The organism is Ignavibacteria bacterium (assembly GCA_016707005.1).
Classification (GTDB): domain Bacteria; phylum Bacteroidota; class Ignavibacteria; order Kapaibacteriales; family Kapaibacteriaceae; genus UBA10438.
On record JADJIQ010000004.1, the window covers coordinates 366,363 to 382,867 of the forward strand.

At 53.7% G+C, this 16,505-nt stretch carries 10 protein-coding genes; 6 read left to right on the forward strand and 4 right to left on the reverse strand.

The genetic code is table 11. The annotated features are described in order from the left end of the window. Genes IPI29_08190 through IPI29_08200 form a run of 3 tightly spaced genes read right to left on the reverse strand, consistent with a single transcriptional unit; the run spans nucleotide 1 to nucleotide 3,971 of the window. Nucleotides 1-2,481, reverse strand: a complete 2,481-nt coding sequence (locus IPI29_08190; protein MBK7412518.1) for a transketolase — start codon at nucleotides 2,479-2,481, stop codon at nucleotides 1-3. A 22-nt stretch (nucleotides 2,482-2,503) separates the two neighbouring features. After that, entirely contained in the window at nucleotides 2,504-3,106 is a 603-nt protein-coding gene (gene gmk / locus IPI29_08195) for a guanylate kinase (protein ID MBK7412519.1), read from the reverse strand. Beyond that, on the reverse strand, nucleotides 3,096-3,971 hold the full coding sequence (locus tag IPI29_08200; GenBank protein ID MBK7412520.1) for a YicC family protein: 876 nt from the start codon (nucleotides 3,969-3,971) through the stop codon (nucleotides 3,096-3,098). The genes gmk and IPI29_08200 overlap by 11 nt, the downstream gene beginning before the upstream one ends. Before the next feature lie 64 nt (nucleotides 3,972-4,035). On the opposite strand from IPI29_08200, the gene IPI29_08205 reads away from it, so the two are divergent. From IPI29_08205 to IPI29_08230, 6 genes are read left to right on the forward strand one after another with little or no spacing between them, the layout of a single operon-like run. Continuing rightward, nucleotides 4,036-4,887 carry a purine-nucleoside phosphorylase gene (locus IPI29_08205; protein ID MBK7412521.1) on the forward strand — a complete coding sequence of 284 codons (852 nt, stop codon included), beginning with the start codon at nucleotides 4,036-4,038 and terminating at the stop codon, nucleotides 4,885-4,887. Between the two features lie 17 nt (nucleotides 4,888-4,904). Continuing rightward, on the forward strand, nucleotides 4,905-5,729 hold the full coding sequence (locus tag IPI29_08210; GenBank protein MBK7412522.1) for a hypothetical protein: 825 nt from the start codon (nucleotides 4,905-4,907) through the stop codon (nucleotides 5,727-5,729). Beyond that, nucleotides 5,714-6,799 carry a bifunctional diaminohydroxyphosphoribosylaminopyrimidine deaminase/5-amino-6-(5-phosphoribosylamino)uracil reductase RibD gene (gene ribD / locus IPI29_08215; protein ID MBK7412523.1) on the forward strand — a complete coding sequence of 362 codons (1,086 nt, stop codon included), beginning with the start codon at nucleotides 5,714-5,716 and terminating at the stop codon, nucleotides 6,797-6,799. Before IPI29_08210 ends, ribD begins: the two co-directional genes overlap by 16 nt. Beyond that, on the forward strand, nucleotides 6,796-8,115 hold the full coding sequence (locus IPI29_08220) for a tetratricopeptide repeat protein (GenBank protein MBK7412524.1): 1,320 nt from the start codon (nucleotides 6,796-6,798) through the stop codon (nucleotides 8,113-8,115). Before ribD ends, IPI29_08220 begins: the two co-directional genes overlap by 4 nt. Before the next feature lie 5 nt (nucleotides 8,116-8,120). Continuing rightward, complete coding sequence (locus IPI29_08225) at nucleotides 8,121-10,943, forward strand: HEAT repeat domain-containing protein (protein ID MBK7412525.1); 2,823 nt, start codon at nucleotides 8,121-8,123, stop codon at nucleotides 10,941-10,943. Further along, the gene (locus tag IPI29_08230) at nucleotides 10,868-12,544 is read left to right on the forward strand and encodes a DUF814 domain-containing protein (protein ID MBK7412526.1); all 1,677 of its coding nucleotides are present in this window, start codon (nucleotides 10,868-10,870) and stop codon (nucleotides 12,542-12,544) included. The genes IPI29_08225 and IPI29_08230 overlap by 76 nt, the downstream gene beginning before the upstream one ends. Here IPI29_08230 and IPI29_08235 read toward each other — a convergent pair. Continuing rightward, on the reverse strand, nucleotides 12,528-16,502 hold the full coding sequence (locus IPI29_08235) for a hypothetical protein (GenBank protein MBK7412527.1): 3,975 nt from the start codon (nucleotides 16,500-16,502) through the stop codon (nucleotides 12,528-12,530). The two genes, IPI29_08230 and IPI29_08235, sit on opposite strands and share 17 nt — an antisense overlap. Nucleotides 16,503-16,505 lie beyond the last annotated feature (3 nt).

Genomic DNA, 16,505 nt, shown 5'->3' on the forward strand with positions numbered 1-16,505 from the left:
CTATGCGAACTGCGGGAATCGACCTGGATCTACCTCGTGCATCATTGCGTAGGCGGCCTCAATGATGTGCTCTGCCTCGGGCTTCGACCAGTAGTTTCCATCTGTTCCATAGGCCGGACGGTGTGGTTTTGCCGTAAGCGTACACGGTGCGGAATCGAGCCAACGATAGCCGTCTTGGCATTCGAGGATCTCGCGCATGATATAGGCCGATGTTCCACCTGGTACATCCTCGTCTACCACCAGAAGTCGATTTGTCTTTTTCAACGATCCCACGATCGCAGCATGGCGATCGAATGGAAGAAGTGTCTGAACGTCAATAATCTCCGCCGACACGCCAAGTGTCTCAAGCGTTGCTGCGGCATCGAGCGCAACGCGAACTGTTGCGCCATAGGTTACGAGAGTGAGGTCCGTCCCCTGTTTCAAGACCTCAGGCACGCCTAGTTCTACGGTATAGGTTCCGAGATTCAACGGAAGACGTTCCTTGAGTCGATAGCCATTGAGCACCTCAACCACCAACGCCGGGTCATCCCCTTGCAGGAGGGTCTGATACATGCCTGCGGCTTGGACGAAGTTGCGCGGCACACAGACGTGGATGCCACGGACAAGATTGATGATCCCCGACATCGGAGATCCCGAGTGCCATACACCTTCAAGGCGATGTCCGCGAGTGCGAATGATCACCGGTGCTTTTTGGCCTCCCTTTGTACGCCATTGTACGGTGGCCAGATCGTCGCTCATCAATTGCAGCGCGTAGAGTAGATAGTCGAGGTACTGGATCTCAGCCACTGGGCGGAGTCCGCGCATGGCAAGTCCAATGGCCTGACCTAGGATCGTGCATTCACGAATACCCGTATCTCCAACGCGCAATTCTCCATAGGCAGCCTGCAGACCGAGCGTGCCCTGGTTCACATCTCCAAGCTTACCGCTGTCCTCGCCGAACATGAGCAGACGAGGTTCGGTGGTAAGTGCATGATCGAACCATGCTCGAATGATCTCAGAACCATTGATCGATGGCGACTCGTCATTGAACGCCGGTGCTACCACCGGTACCTTTAATGGTGACCACACAGACTCACTGTGAAGATGAGATGAGTAGAGGGGGCTGATCCGAGCGTCATAGGACTTGCGCCATTGCGCAAGCGGCTGGCGAACACTCTCTGGAGCTGGCTTTGCCGAGACCAGAGCCTTAAACGTAGCAACCATGATGTCGCGCCTGAACGGCTCTCTGATCCGCTGTAGTTCGGTGGCCGCGGAAGCAACATCATTTGCAGGATCCGTCAGACCATTCTCACTGAGAGCCGTTGCTGTTTGATTCAGGATCGCAACTGCCTCACCGATCTCTGAGGAGATCGGTGTCATGTAAGCGTCCCAGGCTGCCTGCTTTGAAGCCAAGACGTACGCTGCTGCAGCTGTTTCGATGGCTTCCAACTGATCTTCGCCGGCGATCCCCGTCTTCAGGATCCAGGCGCGCATGTGGGAAATTCCATCCATGTCTGCTTCCCATTGAAGGCGCTCGGGACTCTTGTAGCGCTCATGCGAGCCGGAGGTAGAGTGCCCTTGCGGCTGCGTAACCTCGATAACGTGAACGATCTGTGGCACATGCTCCGTGCGAGCCACATGAGCGGCCTTCTCATACGTAGCAACAAGTGCTGGATAGTCCCAACCGTGAACCACATGAACATCATAACCATTGGTAACGCCGGGGACACGCTGGAACCCTTTAAGCAGTTCACCAACGTTAGACTTCGTCATTTGGATCTCGTTCGGCACACTGATTCCGTAGCCGTCATCCCAGATCGAGATCACCGCCGGTGCACCGAGTACGCCGATCGCATTGACACTCTCCCAGAACATTCCTTCGGCACTCGAAGCATTGCCGATGGTGCCAAAGGCTACTTCATTTCCGCCATTTGAGAAATGTGCGAAGCTCTTGAGTTCTTCTACTTCGCGGTAGATGCGCGACGCATAGGCCAGACCAACAAGGCGAGGCATTTGTGATGCTGTTGGGGAGACATCTGCAGAGACATTTCGCGTAGAGGTCTGCGGAAGCCAAGAACCATCTTCGGCAAGATATCGGGTACCGAAATGGCCATTCATTGACCGACCGGCTGACGACGGTTCTGCGGTAACATCTGTGTGTGCATAGAGCTGGGCAAAGAACTTCTGCACATCACTTTCGCCGATGGCGAACATGAATGTCTGGTCGCGATAATACCCGCTTCGCCAATCGCCTGGCATGAATGCCTTGGCCATGGCCAGCTGTGGCAATTCCTTGCCGTCGCCGAAGATGCCGAACTTCGCCTTTCCTGTGAGAACTTCTTTGCGTCCAAGAATGGATGCTTGCCGGCTCTCCACAGCCAAACGATAGTCTCGAAGTACATCGGCTACGTTCACCGTTGCCGTTGTTACACCATTCGTCGATCGCGGAGCGCCGCTCTTTTTTTCCGCAACCGTAGGCTGCGTTTCATTTCGCTTCTTCATAGGATGCAAAGTTACGATGTGATCAGGGCTCGCCGAAGAGAGAAGGCTGCTGAGGAGCCCCTTCTGTATGTTCTCGGACAAGCAGTTCGGCACGAGCGAGAGTGTCTGCGAGGTCTGCATTTACCAGGACGTGGTCAAAACGGTCACGATGACCCATTTCCATTTCTGCCCGTGCAAGCCGCATTTCTATCTGCTCCTCCGATTCCGTGTGTCTGCTGCGGAGCCGTGCAGCAAGGGTCTCGATGTCAGGGGGCGCAACAAAGATCAAGAGTGTGTCATCCGGGAATGCAGCACGAAGTGAGAGTGCGCCCTTAACATCTACATCAAAGACAAGGAATTCACCGCGCGCTACAGCCTCGGAGACGATGCTGCGCAGGGTGCCGTAATAATTCCCGAAGATCTCCTCAGATTCGATGAGGTCATTCTGCTCAATGGCGTGACGGAATTCATCGCGGGTGAGGAAGAAATAGTCCTTGCCATGCTCTTCTCCTGCACGTTTCGGTCGCGTGGTTGCACTTACGCTGAAACGCAGGAACGGAAACGATGACAGAAGATGTCGGGCAACCGTTGTCTTGCCTGCACCACTTGGGGCACTGAGAACGATGAGGTGCTTCTTACTCGACATTCTGAACCTGCTCCCGCATTCGCTCCAGTTCCTCCTTCATCCCAACTACAACACGTGCGATGTCTGCATCGTTTGTCTTTGAGCCGATCGTATTCACTTCTCGGTTCATCTCCTGAAGCAGGAAATTGAGTTTTCTCCCCGATTGAACATCATCTGCCATATACTGGCGAAAATGTTTCATATGGCTGCGAAGCCGCACACATTCTTCTGTTACGTCGAGCTTTTCAGCCAACAACGTGATCTCCAGGTTCATGCGCACGTCATCGATCGATGCTTCATCGATCACCTGCCTCACACGTTCACGAAGACGTTCGCGTTCTTGCGGGATCCTCGCGGCACTTCGCAGCTCAACGTCGGCCAACCCGTGCTCGATCGCTTCCAAGCGGCCGTGGAGATCCTTGGCAAGTTCGTTGCCTTCTTTATCTCGCATGGCAGTCATGGCAACAAGGGCTTCAACAAGCCCCTTTTTCAGATCGGGCCATACATCCGGACGTTCCGACGTATCGGGAGGCGCTTGGAAGATCGCCGGGAAATGCACGAGGTGGTCTACCGACACATCCCCGTCGAGATCAAGCTCAGCCTTGAGCTGACGAAGTGCTTCAACGAACGACCGGGCAACTTCAGTATCAACCTGAACGGCTTGCTGTTGGCCTCGCTCTTCTTGTCGGATGAAGATGTTCAGCGATCCGCGTGTGACGTTCTCTCGGACGGTTTCGCGAATGAGACCTTCTTTATCAGACCACTCTTTCGGAATACGCGTGGAAAGCTCCAAGTATCGTCCGTTGACGCACCGAGCTTCGATCGTGCAGGGAGTTCCTTCAATGAGGATCTCACTCTTTCCGTAACCGGTCATACTCCTGATCATGTTCGGCCTAGTCTGTTCAAATACAAGGGATTGGCAAAGATACGGCAGGGACGTACTGGCCAAGGTGGTATCTTCCCTCGTGATGTTCATCGATGATCAAGACCCAAGACATGCCGTCAGGGAGGGGGCTTCCCGGCTCCGTGAGCTGTGGAGTAAGCCTATCCACGCTGCCGTAGTGGCCGGTTCTGGATTTTCGACGTTTACGGAAGCCGGTACGATCATTGACCGAATACCCTATTCACAGCTGACCGGACTTCCGAACAGCGCTGTGAACGGCCATGGCTCCGAGATCGTCCTCCTCTCTACGTTGGCAGGCACCATTATGGTGTTTACTGGTAGAGCCCATGCCTATGAGGGCTACAGTCCATCAGTCTGCGCCTCGCATGTAGCAGTTGCTCTTGAATGTGGAATCAAGAACATCCTCCTCACGAATGCATGTGGTGGAGTGCATCCACTGCTGAAAACGGGCGATATCGTGATCCCTAACAGTACCCTGAACCTCACACATCGGTCGATCCTTCCTCCGTTGAACGGACCGGAGGTGGCGTCAGCGGCCTACCTAGATCTCGGAATCTCAACCATCGATCACTGTTGGTCAAAGGGGCTCCCTGTTCGTAGTGGCGTCTATGCGCAGGTTCTTGGACCGTCCTATGAGACGCGTGCCGAGATCAGAATGCTGCGACGCATCGGTGCTGATGCCGTAGGTATGTCCACCGCTATGGAAGCACAATGGGCTTCCAGAATGGGCGCACACGTAGGGATCATCTCCCTCGTCACCAATACGCTGACCGACGCTAATCACCGAATGGTAACACACGGAGAGGTGGTTCACGCTGCTGAAATGTCGCACCAATTTGTTGCTCAGGTAGTGCTTGCAGCCGTTGAGACTGCCCGCAGTACCCTTGGAGCCCCTTGACACCCTATTTTTGCTGCATGATCACCATGAATCGCATCTCCCTTATCGCCTTGATGATCACGAGTCTCCTCGTGCTGTCCATGGGTTGCAAGTCTACCTCGTACAGCGGCTTTATGCGAAACAACAAGGCCATACATGTGGACCGACCCATCTTTGACATCAAGGGTGTGCGTCTAAGTGACAGTACGGTGCAGCTGAGTTTCATGACGGCATCCACTCTTCGCACGGTAGACCGTTCTATTCGATATGTGGACATCTTCATTGGTCCTGATAAAGACCACCTCAATGATTCGATCATGGTCAATCCTACGATGGCCGGCACTCCGGGATCGGACGAAACGATCCTCTTTATCGGTGAGGGTCTATGGGATACGCCCGCTGCAAAGGCTTCTCGCAGTGCTGTAGCGGAGGTTGCGGTGGTAACAGCCACAGACCATTTGATCTTTACAACAGCCATCGAGTATCAAAAGGCAGAACCAGTGGATCTCCGACCTTTTGCTACCGCAGCCGGAGACAGTGCCATTGATATTGGCGTAATGGCAAAACGGATCTTTGTTCCTCAAGGCGAGTACCTGCCAACGTCTGAATCATTCCGGGTGTTGATCTCCGACGGTAAAGGAAGTGTTGTGTGGCGATCTGATGCTGGACTTGCCTTCCTTTCTGTGGTCACTCTTGTTGAACCTCAGAATGCCAACGCCATCCACCGGTATGTGATGCCGTGGGACGGACGTGATCTGGGCGGTCAGAAGGTACCTGATGGAGAGTATCATGCCGATCTCATCATTCCATCTCGTCCAAAGTCATATTCAGCTTCCATCTCTTTTTCATGGCCACCACGGTGAACCACGAAGAATGGATGCAGCTGGCACTTGATGAAGCACACAGAGGCAGCGGTTGGGTAAGCCCTAATCCTCGCGTCGGTTGTGTGATCGTGCGGGATAATGAGTTGGTTGCAAAGGGGCATCATCAACGTTTTGGAGATGTCCATGCAGAGGTAGATGCGCTTCGCGCATTCTCCGGGGATGCCTCAACGGCAACGATGTACGTCACGTTGGAGCCCTGTGCCCATGACGGAAAACAACCCGCCTGTACAAATGCCATCATTGCCTCCGGAATCAAGCGCGTTGTTGTTGGGACAGTAGATCCCAATCCTCTCGTCTCGGGCCGGGGAATTCAGATTCTTGAGGAACATGGTATCGATGTGATCCGCGGCGTTCGTGAAAACGAATGCCAATGGATGAACAGATGGTTCTCTCATCACATCACGAGCGGGACGAGCTACGTAACGCTCAAAGCGGCCACATCGATCGATCTCGGGGCTTCAGTCCAGCAGGGACATGGTCGATGGATTTCATCCGAGGAAAGCAGGGTCGTGACCCATGTGCTGCGAAGTGAGTACGATGCTGTAATGGTTGGGATCGGGACCGTGCTTGCCGACGATCCCCTCTTGAATGTCCGTCTGTCTGAAGGCAGAGATCCACTTCGCATCGTCGTTGATCCCAATTGTGAAACGCCCCCTACATCAAAACTGGCTGCTACGGCCAAAGAGATCAGAAGCGTCATCTTCTGTGGGCACCATAGTGTCGAGAGTGAGCAAGCAATGATTCTTCGCGGACTTGGCTTCGAGATCATTGGAACAGCAGGAACAACATCGCATCTGGATGTAGCAACGATCATTCGAACCACAGGGACCATGGGTATCGCATCTATTCTTCTCGAGGGCGGTCCAACTCTAGCAGCGTCATTTCTCAATGCAGGTTGCGTGCGTGAACTCATCCTTCACATAGCTCCCGCGTTTCTCGGAGTTGAGAACACCTGGTTCAAGCATATCACACCAATGGACATCACGTTACGTTCATGCACATCGGTCGGACCTGACGTACACATCGTATACACGGTCACCAGATCATGAAGTTCACGCTTCTTTTCGTCGTACTTCTTTGCACGTGCGTTCTGCTCTTGCCTGCACAGACTGCCACTCAACAATCTGCGATGCGGGCCGCTGCATCAAGGGGTGACTGGCCCACGGTTGAACGTCTTGCAACTCAGTCGTTAAAGGCAGACAAGAAGGATCGCGTTGCGTCCTTGCTGCTGACGCTTTCTCAACTCAGGCAAGGCAAGGACAAGGAAGCATTGGCAAGCGCGCACCGCACCATCGCCATCGACTCATCGCTCATGCAGGCGTGGCTGATGGCTTCTGAATGTGAAGCACAGCTTAAGCATCCAAAGGAGTCCATCTCTCTGCTGCAGGCTGCTCACAATCGATTCCCTGATTCGCTACAGCCTACGTGGGCCCTTGGAATGGCATATGCTCGATCCGGACAATGTGCAGACGCCATTATGCCCCTTGAAGAGACAATGTTCAGACGTCCAGAGCTCATTGGCGTGATGCAACAACTTGCTCACTGCTACTTTGCTACAGGGCAGATCAATGAGTCCACCCAGCTCTATGAACGGATCGTGGACCGAGATCCGCAGAACACGTCGTATCGCCTCTTATACGGTGAATCACTTCTCGCCCGCGGAGATCTAGAAATGGCTACTCAGCAGTATCGCGAAGCGATCACTCTAGATCCAAAGAAGACCGACGCCTATCTAGCGCTAACTAGTGCGTTACGAGCGCAGAAAAAGGCCGAAGAGGCATTGCTCGTCTCACGTCAGCTCACGAAGATCGATCCGACCGAGGCCATGGGGTGGTTCAACGTTGGACTTCTCAGTCTCGAGTTAAAACAGCCGGACAGCTCCGTGCGAGCATTCAAGCAAGCGATCGCTCTCCGTCCGAATTACAGTGAAGCATTCTTCAACCTTGCACTTGCCTATGAAGAAAAGGGATTTCGAGAAGATGCCATTCAAGCCTTCAAACGATGTGCAACCATTAGTCCAGCCCTAGCCCCGGATGCATACAACACACTGGCGATCATCTACCGGAAAGAAGGGCTTTTTGCAGACGCGATCGCTGCACACGGTCAAGCTATATCCTTGCGCGACACATCTTCGATCTTCCATGCCGCTCGGATCAATACCTATTTCGAAGCTGAACGTTGCCCTGAAGCCACAACATTGCTGAAGACGGAAGTAGAGCGTTTCCCGGAGTCGGCTGAACTCCTGTATGCATGTGCACGGTGTTTGCTGCGAAATGGCGAACGGGCTTCTGTTGAGGCGATCGTTTCGAAACTCGATGTTCTCTCCCCTGCCTTGGCTGATCAACTTCGCTTGATGAAGAATTAATGACCATGGAATTCGATCCAATGCATGCTTTGATACGACCGTACACAAGAATATTCCTGTTGGTCAGCATCACGCTGGCTTCTGCGAACATTGCATCAGCTCAGCGTTCGATCTCCTCTTCCACATTGGTCATGCTGGATTCAGCACTGTTTACGATCGGTATGCGGCAGTCAGATCTACAGATGCCCCCTGACCTGATCGATCAAGACCGACATCGTTTAGTGTTTCATGATGTGCTCTTCAACGAACCGCTTCGTGCATTCGATATCGCTCAACGACTTACAGATGCCGCAGCCGTGCGTACCGAGGCCAGTTCAACGGAGCTGTTTTCAAACCTTATGCAGCACCTTGACCTCGGTACGTATCGTCGTGTGAACTACGATGGGCAGATCACCGCCGACGAGACGATCCAACGGCTTGGGAACGACCCCACTGCACGACTCAACATCGTAAGCTCCTTTGTCGTGCTCCGGTTCCTATCTGCCATCGTCCAGGCTTCAGACGGGATGCATGAAGGTCGTAAGCGTCTACTTCAACAGACACTTGTTACCGATCACATGGATTCGCTCTGGCGTCTGTCCCGTGAAGATGAAACGTCAACTCTCTGGGAGATGTCTGCGAACGAACAAGCTGCACGAGATATTGCTGTCCGATTCTATGCAGAGGCGGCTCCGAAGGTTGCCGAAGATGTCTTCGTCCATGGTCTCTCGCTCTATCAGCAATTGATGTTCTACGTGGCTCAAAGTGAGGATAATCTTGAGCTCCTGCGTGACAGTGTTCGATCGTTCACGTTCAAGACCCCACTCGGCAGAGTTGCCATCGGAGGTCCGGATGACGACACCTACATTGGTTCCTATGCCGTGATCATTGACGTGGGCGGCAATGACGTGTATCGCCTTGATGACACAACGAAAACCGATGCTCTGTATATGCCAGTACGCTGCATCGTAGACCTTGATGGGAACGACATGTATGCCGGAAAGGACTTTTCCTTTGCTTCTGGTGTAGGGGGCGTTGGGATCCTCATCGACCGTAGAGGAAATGACGTGTACTCTGCGGGCGACTTCTCTCTTGGTTGTGGTTTGATGGGCGCTGGGATCCTCCACGATATGCAGGGTGACGACGCCTACCTCTCGGGATCGAATACGCAGGGCGCCGGGATCCTTGGCATCGGTCTCCTTTTTGATGATAGCGGTCACGACACCTATCGCTGTCACGCCCAAGCACAAGGATTTGGCGGAACACGCGGAGCTGGCATGATCAGTGACCTCTCCGGAAACGATCGATATATCGCTGCGAGTCCGTATGTGGATGTGCTGCGGTATGACTCCCATCAGGTAACATTCACGCAAGGGGCAGCGCTTGGCTCACGTCCAATCGCCTCCGGCGGGATCGGTGTCCTCTTGGATGTCTCCGGCAATGACCTGTACACGTCTGACATCTACGGTCAGGGCACCGGCTATTGGTTCGGACTTGGCGCTCTTATCGACCGCGCAGGAGACGACCGGTACGAATCCTATCAATACGCTCAAGGAGCAGGTGTTCACTTTGCCACGGGCATTCTTCGTGATAACAATGGCGACGACGTCTATGTCTCGCACGGTGTATCACAGGGTTGTGGTCACGACATAGCTCTTGGAGCCCTGATCGATGAAGGCGGCAACGACGCCTATGTCTGTGAGAGTCTTTCCTTGGGCGCCGGAAACGCCAATGCAGTGTCCTTGTTCATCGATGAACGCGGTAATGACGCCTACATCGCAACGAACGAATCGAACACGATGGGATACTCTGATTTCAGACGTTCCTACGGGATGATCGGAGTGTTTCTCGATGCCGGCGGTGCGGATCACTACGGCGAACGACTGCGAAACAATACGGTTACGACCAGATCAACGTATGGTGTGTTTGCAGACCGAGAGAGTTCATCAACGGACACGAACTCTGCTGCAAATGCTATCATCGGTCAAGAGCCAATGCGTGCGTCAATTTCACTTACCCAGTCCGTGGATAGTCTCTTCATTCAGGCTTCAGCCGCTCCGTTGAGATTCCAACCCAATGTAGAACCTGCAAGGAAACTCCTTGGAGAGATGGGCGAGACCGCCTTGGCTGGACTCGAGCCTCATTTTGGTACGCAGATGCCGCGAGAGCGGTTGACGCTGGAGAGCGTCCTCCCGAAGCTCTATGCGTCACATCGCGATTCCACACTGCGGGTGTTGCTGCGCGGACTTGCCTCGGATGATGGTGCGGTGGTGAACCTTTGCGCCACAGTGGCCGGCAAGGTTAAGTCTGTTGAGTGTATTCAACCACTCATCATCGCAACGCTCGATTCGTCGTGGAAACGCAGACGTCTCGCGGCATTCACCTTGGGTGAGATCGGCGATACCTCCGCTCGTTCTGCCTTGGTCCTGCTCTTGAAGGATCCCCATCCATATGTGGTTCAACGTGCAGCCTATACTCTTGGGCGCATGGGGGTCGGCTTTGACACCCTACGGCTTGCGTTGGAAGATGATGAGCAGATCGTTCGATATGCTGCTGTTGAAGGGATCGTTCGTGGACCACGGAGATCCATGTCCTCTGTCACAACTTGGCTGCGTGCCGTGAACGATCGGTATGCAATGGTCTCGGGCTTGCGTGTACTCGCTTGTGCGGATACAACCGAAGAAGACGTGAAGTCGTTCGTTGCGTGGTATTCATCCGTTCCAAATTGGGTTCGTGATGCTGCCCGGCGCACAGCACCAACACTTCCGGCACTTTGGCGCGAGGCCATCAGTCCGACTACTACCGTGGCCGCAAAACCAACGAAGAAGTCGAAGAAGAAGAACAAGTGATACGGCACCCCTTTACACTTGAGCACGTAGCGAACATTCTGTCACTGCGATGGAAGGGGGCTCGCCTTGTTGAGATGTGGTCTCAAGAGAAGTACGTTGGCACCTTTGTCTTTGTGATCGACATTGAGCTGCGAACCTTTGTTGTTGACGTCTCACCCGATGGCGGCACGATTACCGAGCGCACAGCAATGCGAAGGGCGCGGAACAATTCGATCGACGTGTTGAAGGAGGTGCTTGACGAGACTGTTGTGATGGTCACAAAGCACCCCGATGACAGGATTCTGACCATTTGGTTCGAGTCCCACCATGTTCACGTGGAGTTGTTCTCATCAGGGCGTGGGAACATTGTGCTGACCAAGGACGGTGTGATCATCGACGCTTTGCGAGACCGCGCATCGCGCGTCAACTCGAGGTTCTCCGTTACGGTGTTTGCAACGGAGGAGCCCCTTACCAATACGTCCATCACCGTCTCTCGCATGTTGGCAACATCCACGCTCCGCCTTGGTCCCCACTATGCAGCAGAGGTCTGTGCTCGTTGTTCGATCGATGGAGAAACGCTTGTTGGTCAGCTCTCCTCTGAGCAGCAACAAGCTGTTCTTGAACAAACCAAAACGTTGATAGCCGAATGTAGTGCAGCCTCATCATTTCTGCTGTTGCGACGAGATGACGAAGTGCTCTTTTCCTGCATCCCGCTGAGAGGCTGGGTTGTTGCCGACACGTTCTCTGATATTCTCGAAGCAATACGTGTTACGATCAGTGAGAGACGAAAGGGCCAGGCGCTCAAGGAACGCCGCAGAGCAACGCTTAAATCGCTCGAGACCGATCTGCGTAGAGTTGAACGGAGTATCGAAGGAATGACAAGTGATGCCGCACGTGAGGGCCGCTCCGAGCGATACCGACATTGGGCAGACCTCCTGTTATCGCAGCCAAGTGGAAACCGATCCGGACTTACCAGCATCGCCATCGATGACGAAGACGGCACACCGAATGTGATCCAACTCAACGAACATCGTACGCTGATCGAGAATGCGAGAAATTATTACGACAAGGCTCGTTCATCTGCTACGGCATCACGGTCGCGAGAAGAACGCCTGCCCGGACTTCGAGCAAAACGTGATGCACTCATTGCTTCTATTGAGCAGGTGAGGCAAGCCCCTTCCCTTACAGAACTCACAAAACAGAGATCCGCCGTGACGTCAGAGATGCCCCCTTCAAGAGACGAATCGAATGGTCGATTCAGAGTGTTTGTCATCGACGATGTCCATACGCTGTATGTTGGAAAGAACGCGGCCAACAATGATGAGCTCACGATGCGATTTGCAAAGCAGAACGATTGGTGGTTCCACGCTCGGGGTTCTGCGGGCTCTCACGCTATACTCCGCGGCGTTGAAGGCGAGAAGATCCAAAAGCCAATTCTCGAGAAGGCTGCTGCGATCACAGCCTATTACTCACAGGCCCGCAATGCATCCTACGTTTCGGTTGTCTATACCCAACGCAAGCATGTTCGAAAGCCGAAGGGGGCTAATGTTGGCGCTGTTGTCCTTGAGCGCGAGCAGACTGTGATGGTCAAACCCTGGATCCCAACTACCGCAGGATCCTAAGCGGCGCGCGCTGTCCGTCTACGTCCATGAGATAGAGTCCCGACGGAAGTCCGCGTACATCCACCGTTGACACCGTTGTGTGTGCAGCATCCAGCGTCAGCACAACGGCACCCAACGCATTGAAGATCACGATCGACCTCTGCGGAGTTGACGTGGTCACACGAACGAAATCCGTGCCCGGTTGTGGCATCAGACCGATTGTCGCCGCAGCATCGATCTCTGCAACACTCAACGGTCCGCCCGTGTAGGCCACAGCCCACTGATGTGGCGCGGAGACTCCCCGTCTCAACTCCGTTACGAGTGTAGTGGACCCATTCTCCAGTCTGCTAGCAGCACTCGTGAGTGATGGTGTCCATGTGGCACCCGTACTCCAGCCGGCACGTGTATACGTCATGTACTGCCTGCCCCCTACCTCGACTGAATCGATGAGAGGACGTACATCGAGGCGAATAGCTTCAACCTCATTCACACGACCATCTCCAGGGAAAACATCTATGATCCACGACCGGTTTGGAATGAACTGTGCTGACGTAGGAAGTGAATCCGGTCCCACCAACATGCGGGTGAGGAGAACCTTGCCATCGTCGATCGTATTGCTGAGTTCGATCTCATCACCAAGCTCATCAAAACGGATCCTTCGAACATCCGTGCGCATCACTTCGATATCACTCTCAGCTCGTCCGACCAAGGCCTGGGAAGGGGCGGATGTTGCGCCGGCTTCGTATGAACCGTCTCGACCTGCGATCTTGTCAAAGATCTGTCCGGCATGAGTCTCATTGAATTGGTAGTATGCCAGCAATCCACCCTCACCGACCTTCTTTGTGCAGTGCATTCCAAGACGAACCTCGTCCTCACTCAACTTCCGATCATAAAAGCATACCTCATCGATGTAGCCATTGAAGTTCCGTGATGACCAATTGTGATAGGTCCCCAACTTCATCACGAGCAGTGCCAGGTTCTGAGGTGTGAGTTTGATAGGATCGGTGCGTCCGATTCCATTCACATACACTGTTGCACCGGCCGTATCGACCGTCAAAGCAACATGTGACCATTCATCGGGTTCTACGACCAGACCCGAGTTCCACCACCACCGGCCATTCGTCCACAGATAGCCGATCTCATTCTTTTCATTCACAAACTGCATACCGATCTCTTGCTCTGCACCTTGATCAGCGTCCGTACATAGGATGGCTGAGAATGAAGGTTGCAGGCCAACTGGCTTTACCCAGGCAGTGAATGAGAATGACGATGGTGTGCCGGTAAGCCGGGCCAAGGTGATGTGATCGTCAGGATCGGTCAGGTCAGCAGCTCTACCAGCATATCCATCCACTCCCTCACACTCACTTGGCAGCACCACAATCGCATCAAGAATAACGGATGTATCAGCACCGTGTTCGTTGGATACGATCAGCGTTACATCATAGGAACCCGGCACAGCATAACGAACGTCAACGATGCTCGATGAGGAGTTCGATGGTTGCCCACCCTCAAAGATCCATGTGCGCGAGAACTCCATTGTTTCGAGAGCGGCAGAGCGACATCCGAATCGAACTGGTGTTCGAACACACGTGACCGTGTCTCGATCGCGGGAAACAAGTGCACGCGGACGATAACGGTTAGGCAATGCGATCTGCCACAAACCACGCAACGTTGCAGCCCTTATGATGCCGTTTGGTTCATCGAGGTGAAGGAAGTTGACATCCGTGATGGGAAGCCCGCTACCAAACAATGTCCAATCTCCGGTACCCATCCTGCGATAGACGCCGAAGGACGTTCCGCAGTAGAGTTCATCGGCGGTACTTCGACGAGACACCACGGTCTTGATCGCAAACGAGGGAAGCCCGGTTGAAATGTCCGACCATGTCCTGCCGCCATCAGTAGATTCTGCCGCCTTTGCCAATGCTTGATTACCTCCGAAAACAACAACCAGATGCAAGGGGTCGTTGCTGATGAATGCCATGTCCTGCATTCCTTGGTTCTTCGAGATCGCCGTTGGCGGAGTGATGTCTGACCACGTCTCACCTTGATCGGTACTTCTCCAAAGCTGCTGGTCTGCAAGTGCAAGCAGGTGTTGTCCGTCCTCTGGATACATCCGAACACGATAGACCCAATTCGAGAATTGTTTCAAGGTGGTCCATGTACCCGCATTGTCCCGACTGATCACGATGCGTTGTTTGTTGTGATCACAGGCAACCAGCGTATACAAATGGTGTGGGTCAACACAGATGTTCGTAAGTGTGATGTAGCCCAGATCGATGCCAAGATCGGATGCACGAGGAGCAACACGTTTGGTCTTGGTGCGTTGTCCCCGTACGCTTGTCCACGGTTTTGCATAGATCCATTCTGTTGCCAATGGATTCACGTTCGCACCCATGGCATCTGCACCTGACCAAGCATACCAGCCATTGATGGGTAGCTTTGGGTCATAGACCGTAACATCGCGAATGAAGATCGGCAGGTGATATGCTCCTAAGGTCATGATCCGTCCATCATGCGATTGATCGAATCCCCATATCTCCATTGCAGAGATACCAAAGCTCCGGTCCTTGATGGTGAGCCCCCTATCGTCGCTTCGTGTTACACCACCATCATGTGTGAGCCAGATCGTATCGCCGAGATAGGACGCTGACTGAATGTCATAATGCATCGCCGGCATCGACAACCACGTTCGGCCGCCATTGGTGGAACGGTACGGGAACACACCGGCAGCCAGAAGCAGGGATGTGTCACGAGACGAGATTGCAAAGGCCATGTCCCACGTGATCTGACCCAGACCGTTGTCCTTTGGGTCGTAATCGAAGAGATTGATATTGGTTGAATCATTTGCGGGTTCGGGTCCGTCTACGTCTCCACAACAACGATGTGTGAATGTGGAGCCTTCATCATTCGAGACATAAAATCCGTACACACCGCTAATGTTATCCTTCCTGCTACCGCCAATGAGAACCGATACATATCTCGGACTTGCCGGAGTTACGGCAATCAATGCACGAGCCATCGTTCGATCCTCCTGTGGCTGAGGATACCCCAGGCCTACCTCATCGAATTTGATGCCGGCATTCGAAGAGCGCACAAAGGTGATATGAGCACCGCGTTGGACAACACCGTAGACGATGTCATTTCGTGTTGCATGCCATTTGAGGTCCCACCATGTTCCTTGCAGGTTTCCGGCTGAAGTCCATGTTGTTCCGCCATTCGTCGAGAGGAAGAGCCTACCGAGAGTTGCGATCACAACACGTCGCGGATCCGTTGGAGCAACAGCACAGTGATCGATGCTTTCAGCCGTGGTAAGTCCGGCATTTCCCTTGAGATCGATCATGCGGAAGGTGAGCCCCCTATCCACGGAGACGAAGAGTCCGGCATCTGTGGCTGCATAGACCGTCATCCCCGACATCGCCAGGCGCGACACTGTCTGGATCGGCAGATCAAGACCAACATTGCTCCACGAAGAACCACCGTCGGAACTACGCCAGATACCCGAAGATATCGTACCGGCGATGATCAGATTCTTATCGCGGGGGTCAACAACATGTGATCGTACTACACCGATCCCTGCCGATCCTGTTGCCATCTGTGCCGTTGTATCAAAGGCAAAGGGGCCAATGGGACTCCATTGATCAACAGCATGCACATCGTCGGCCATCTTCTGCTGGCGCTGTGCAGTTACGGCGAGTACGTCGGCCAACGCCGGCCGCAAACTCGAAACGAATCCCGAAGCATCTGCAAACGCACGACGTTTGGCGATCCACTTCATGGCCTTGCGCCATTCCTTGCTGGTTGCTGTACGCTGAAGAGAGGTATCAGCCTTCATGGCAGCCATCACGTCGAACACATTGTGATGGTCGCTCTCTACGAGTCGATACCACGTTGAGCGTCGGTGATCAGGATCCGACCTGCGACCTTCACGTTCAAATCCCTGTGCACGCACGATCGTTGCCTGTGCGAGAAGGACGGCCATCAG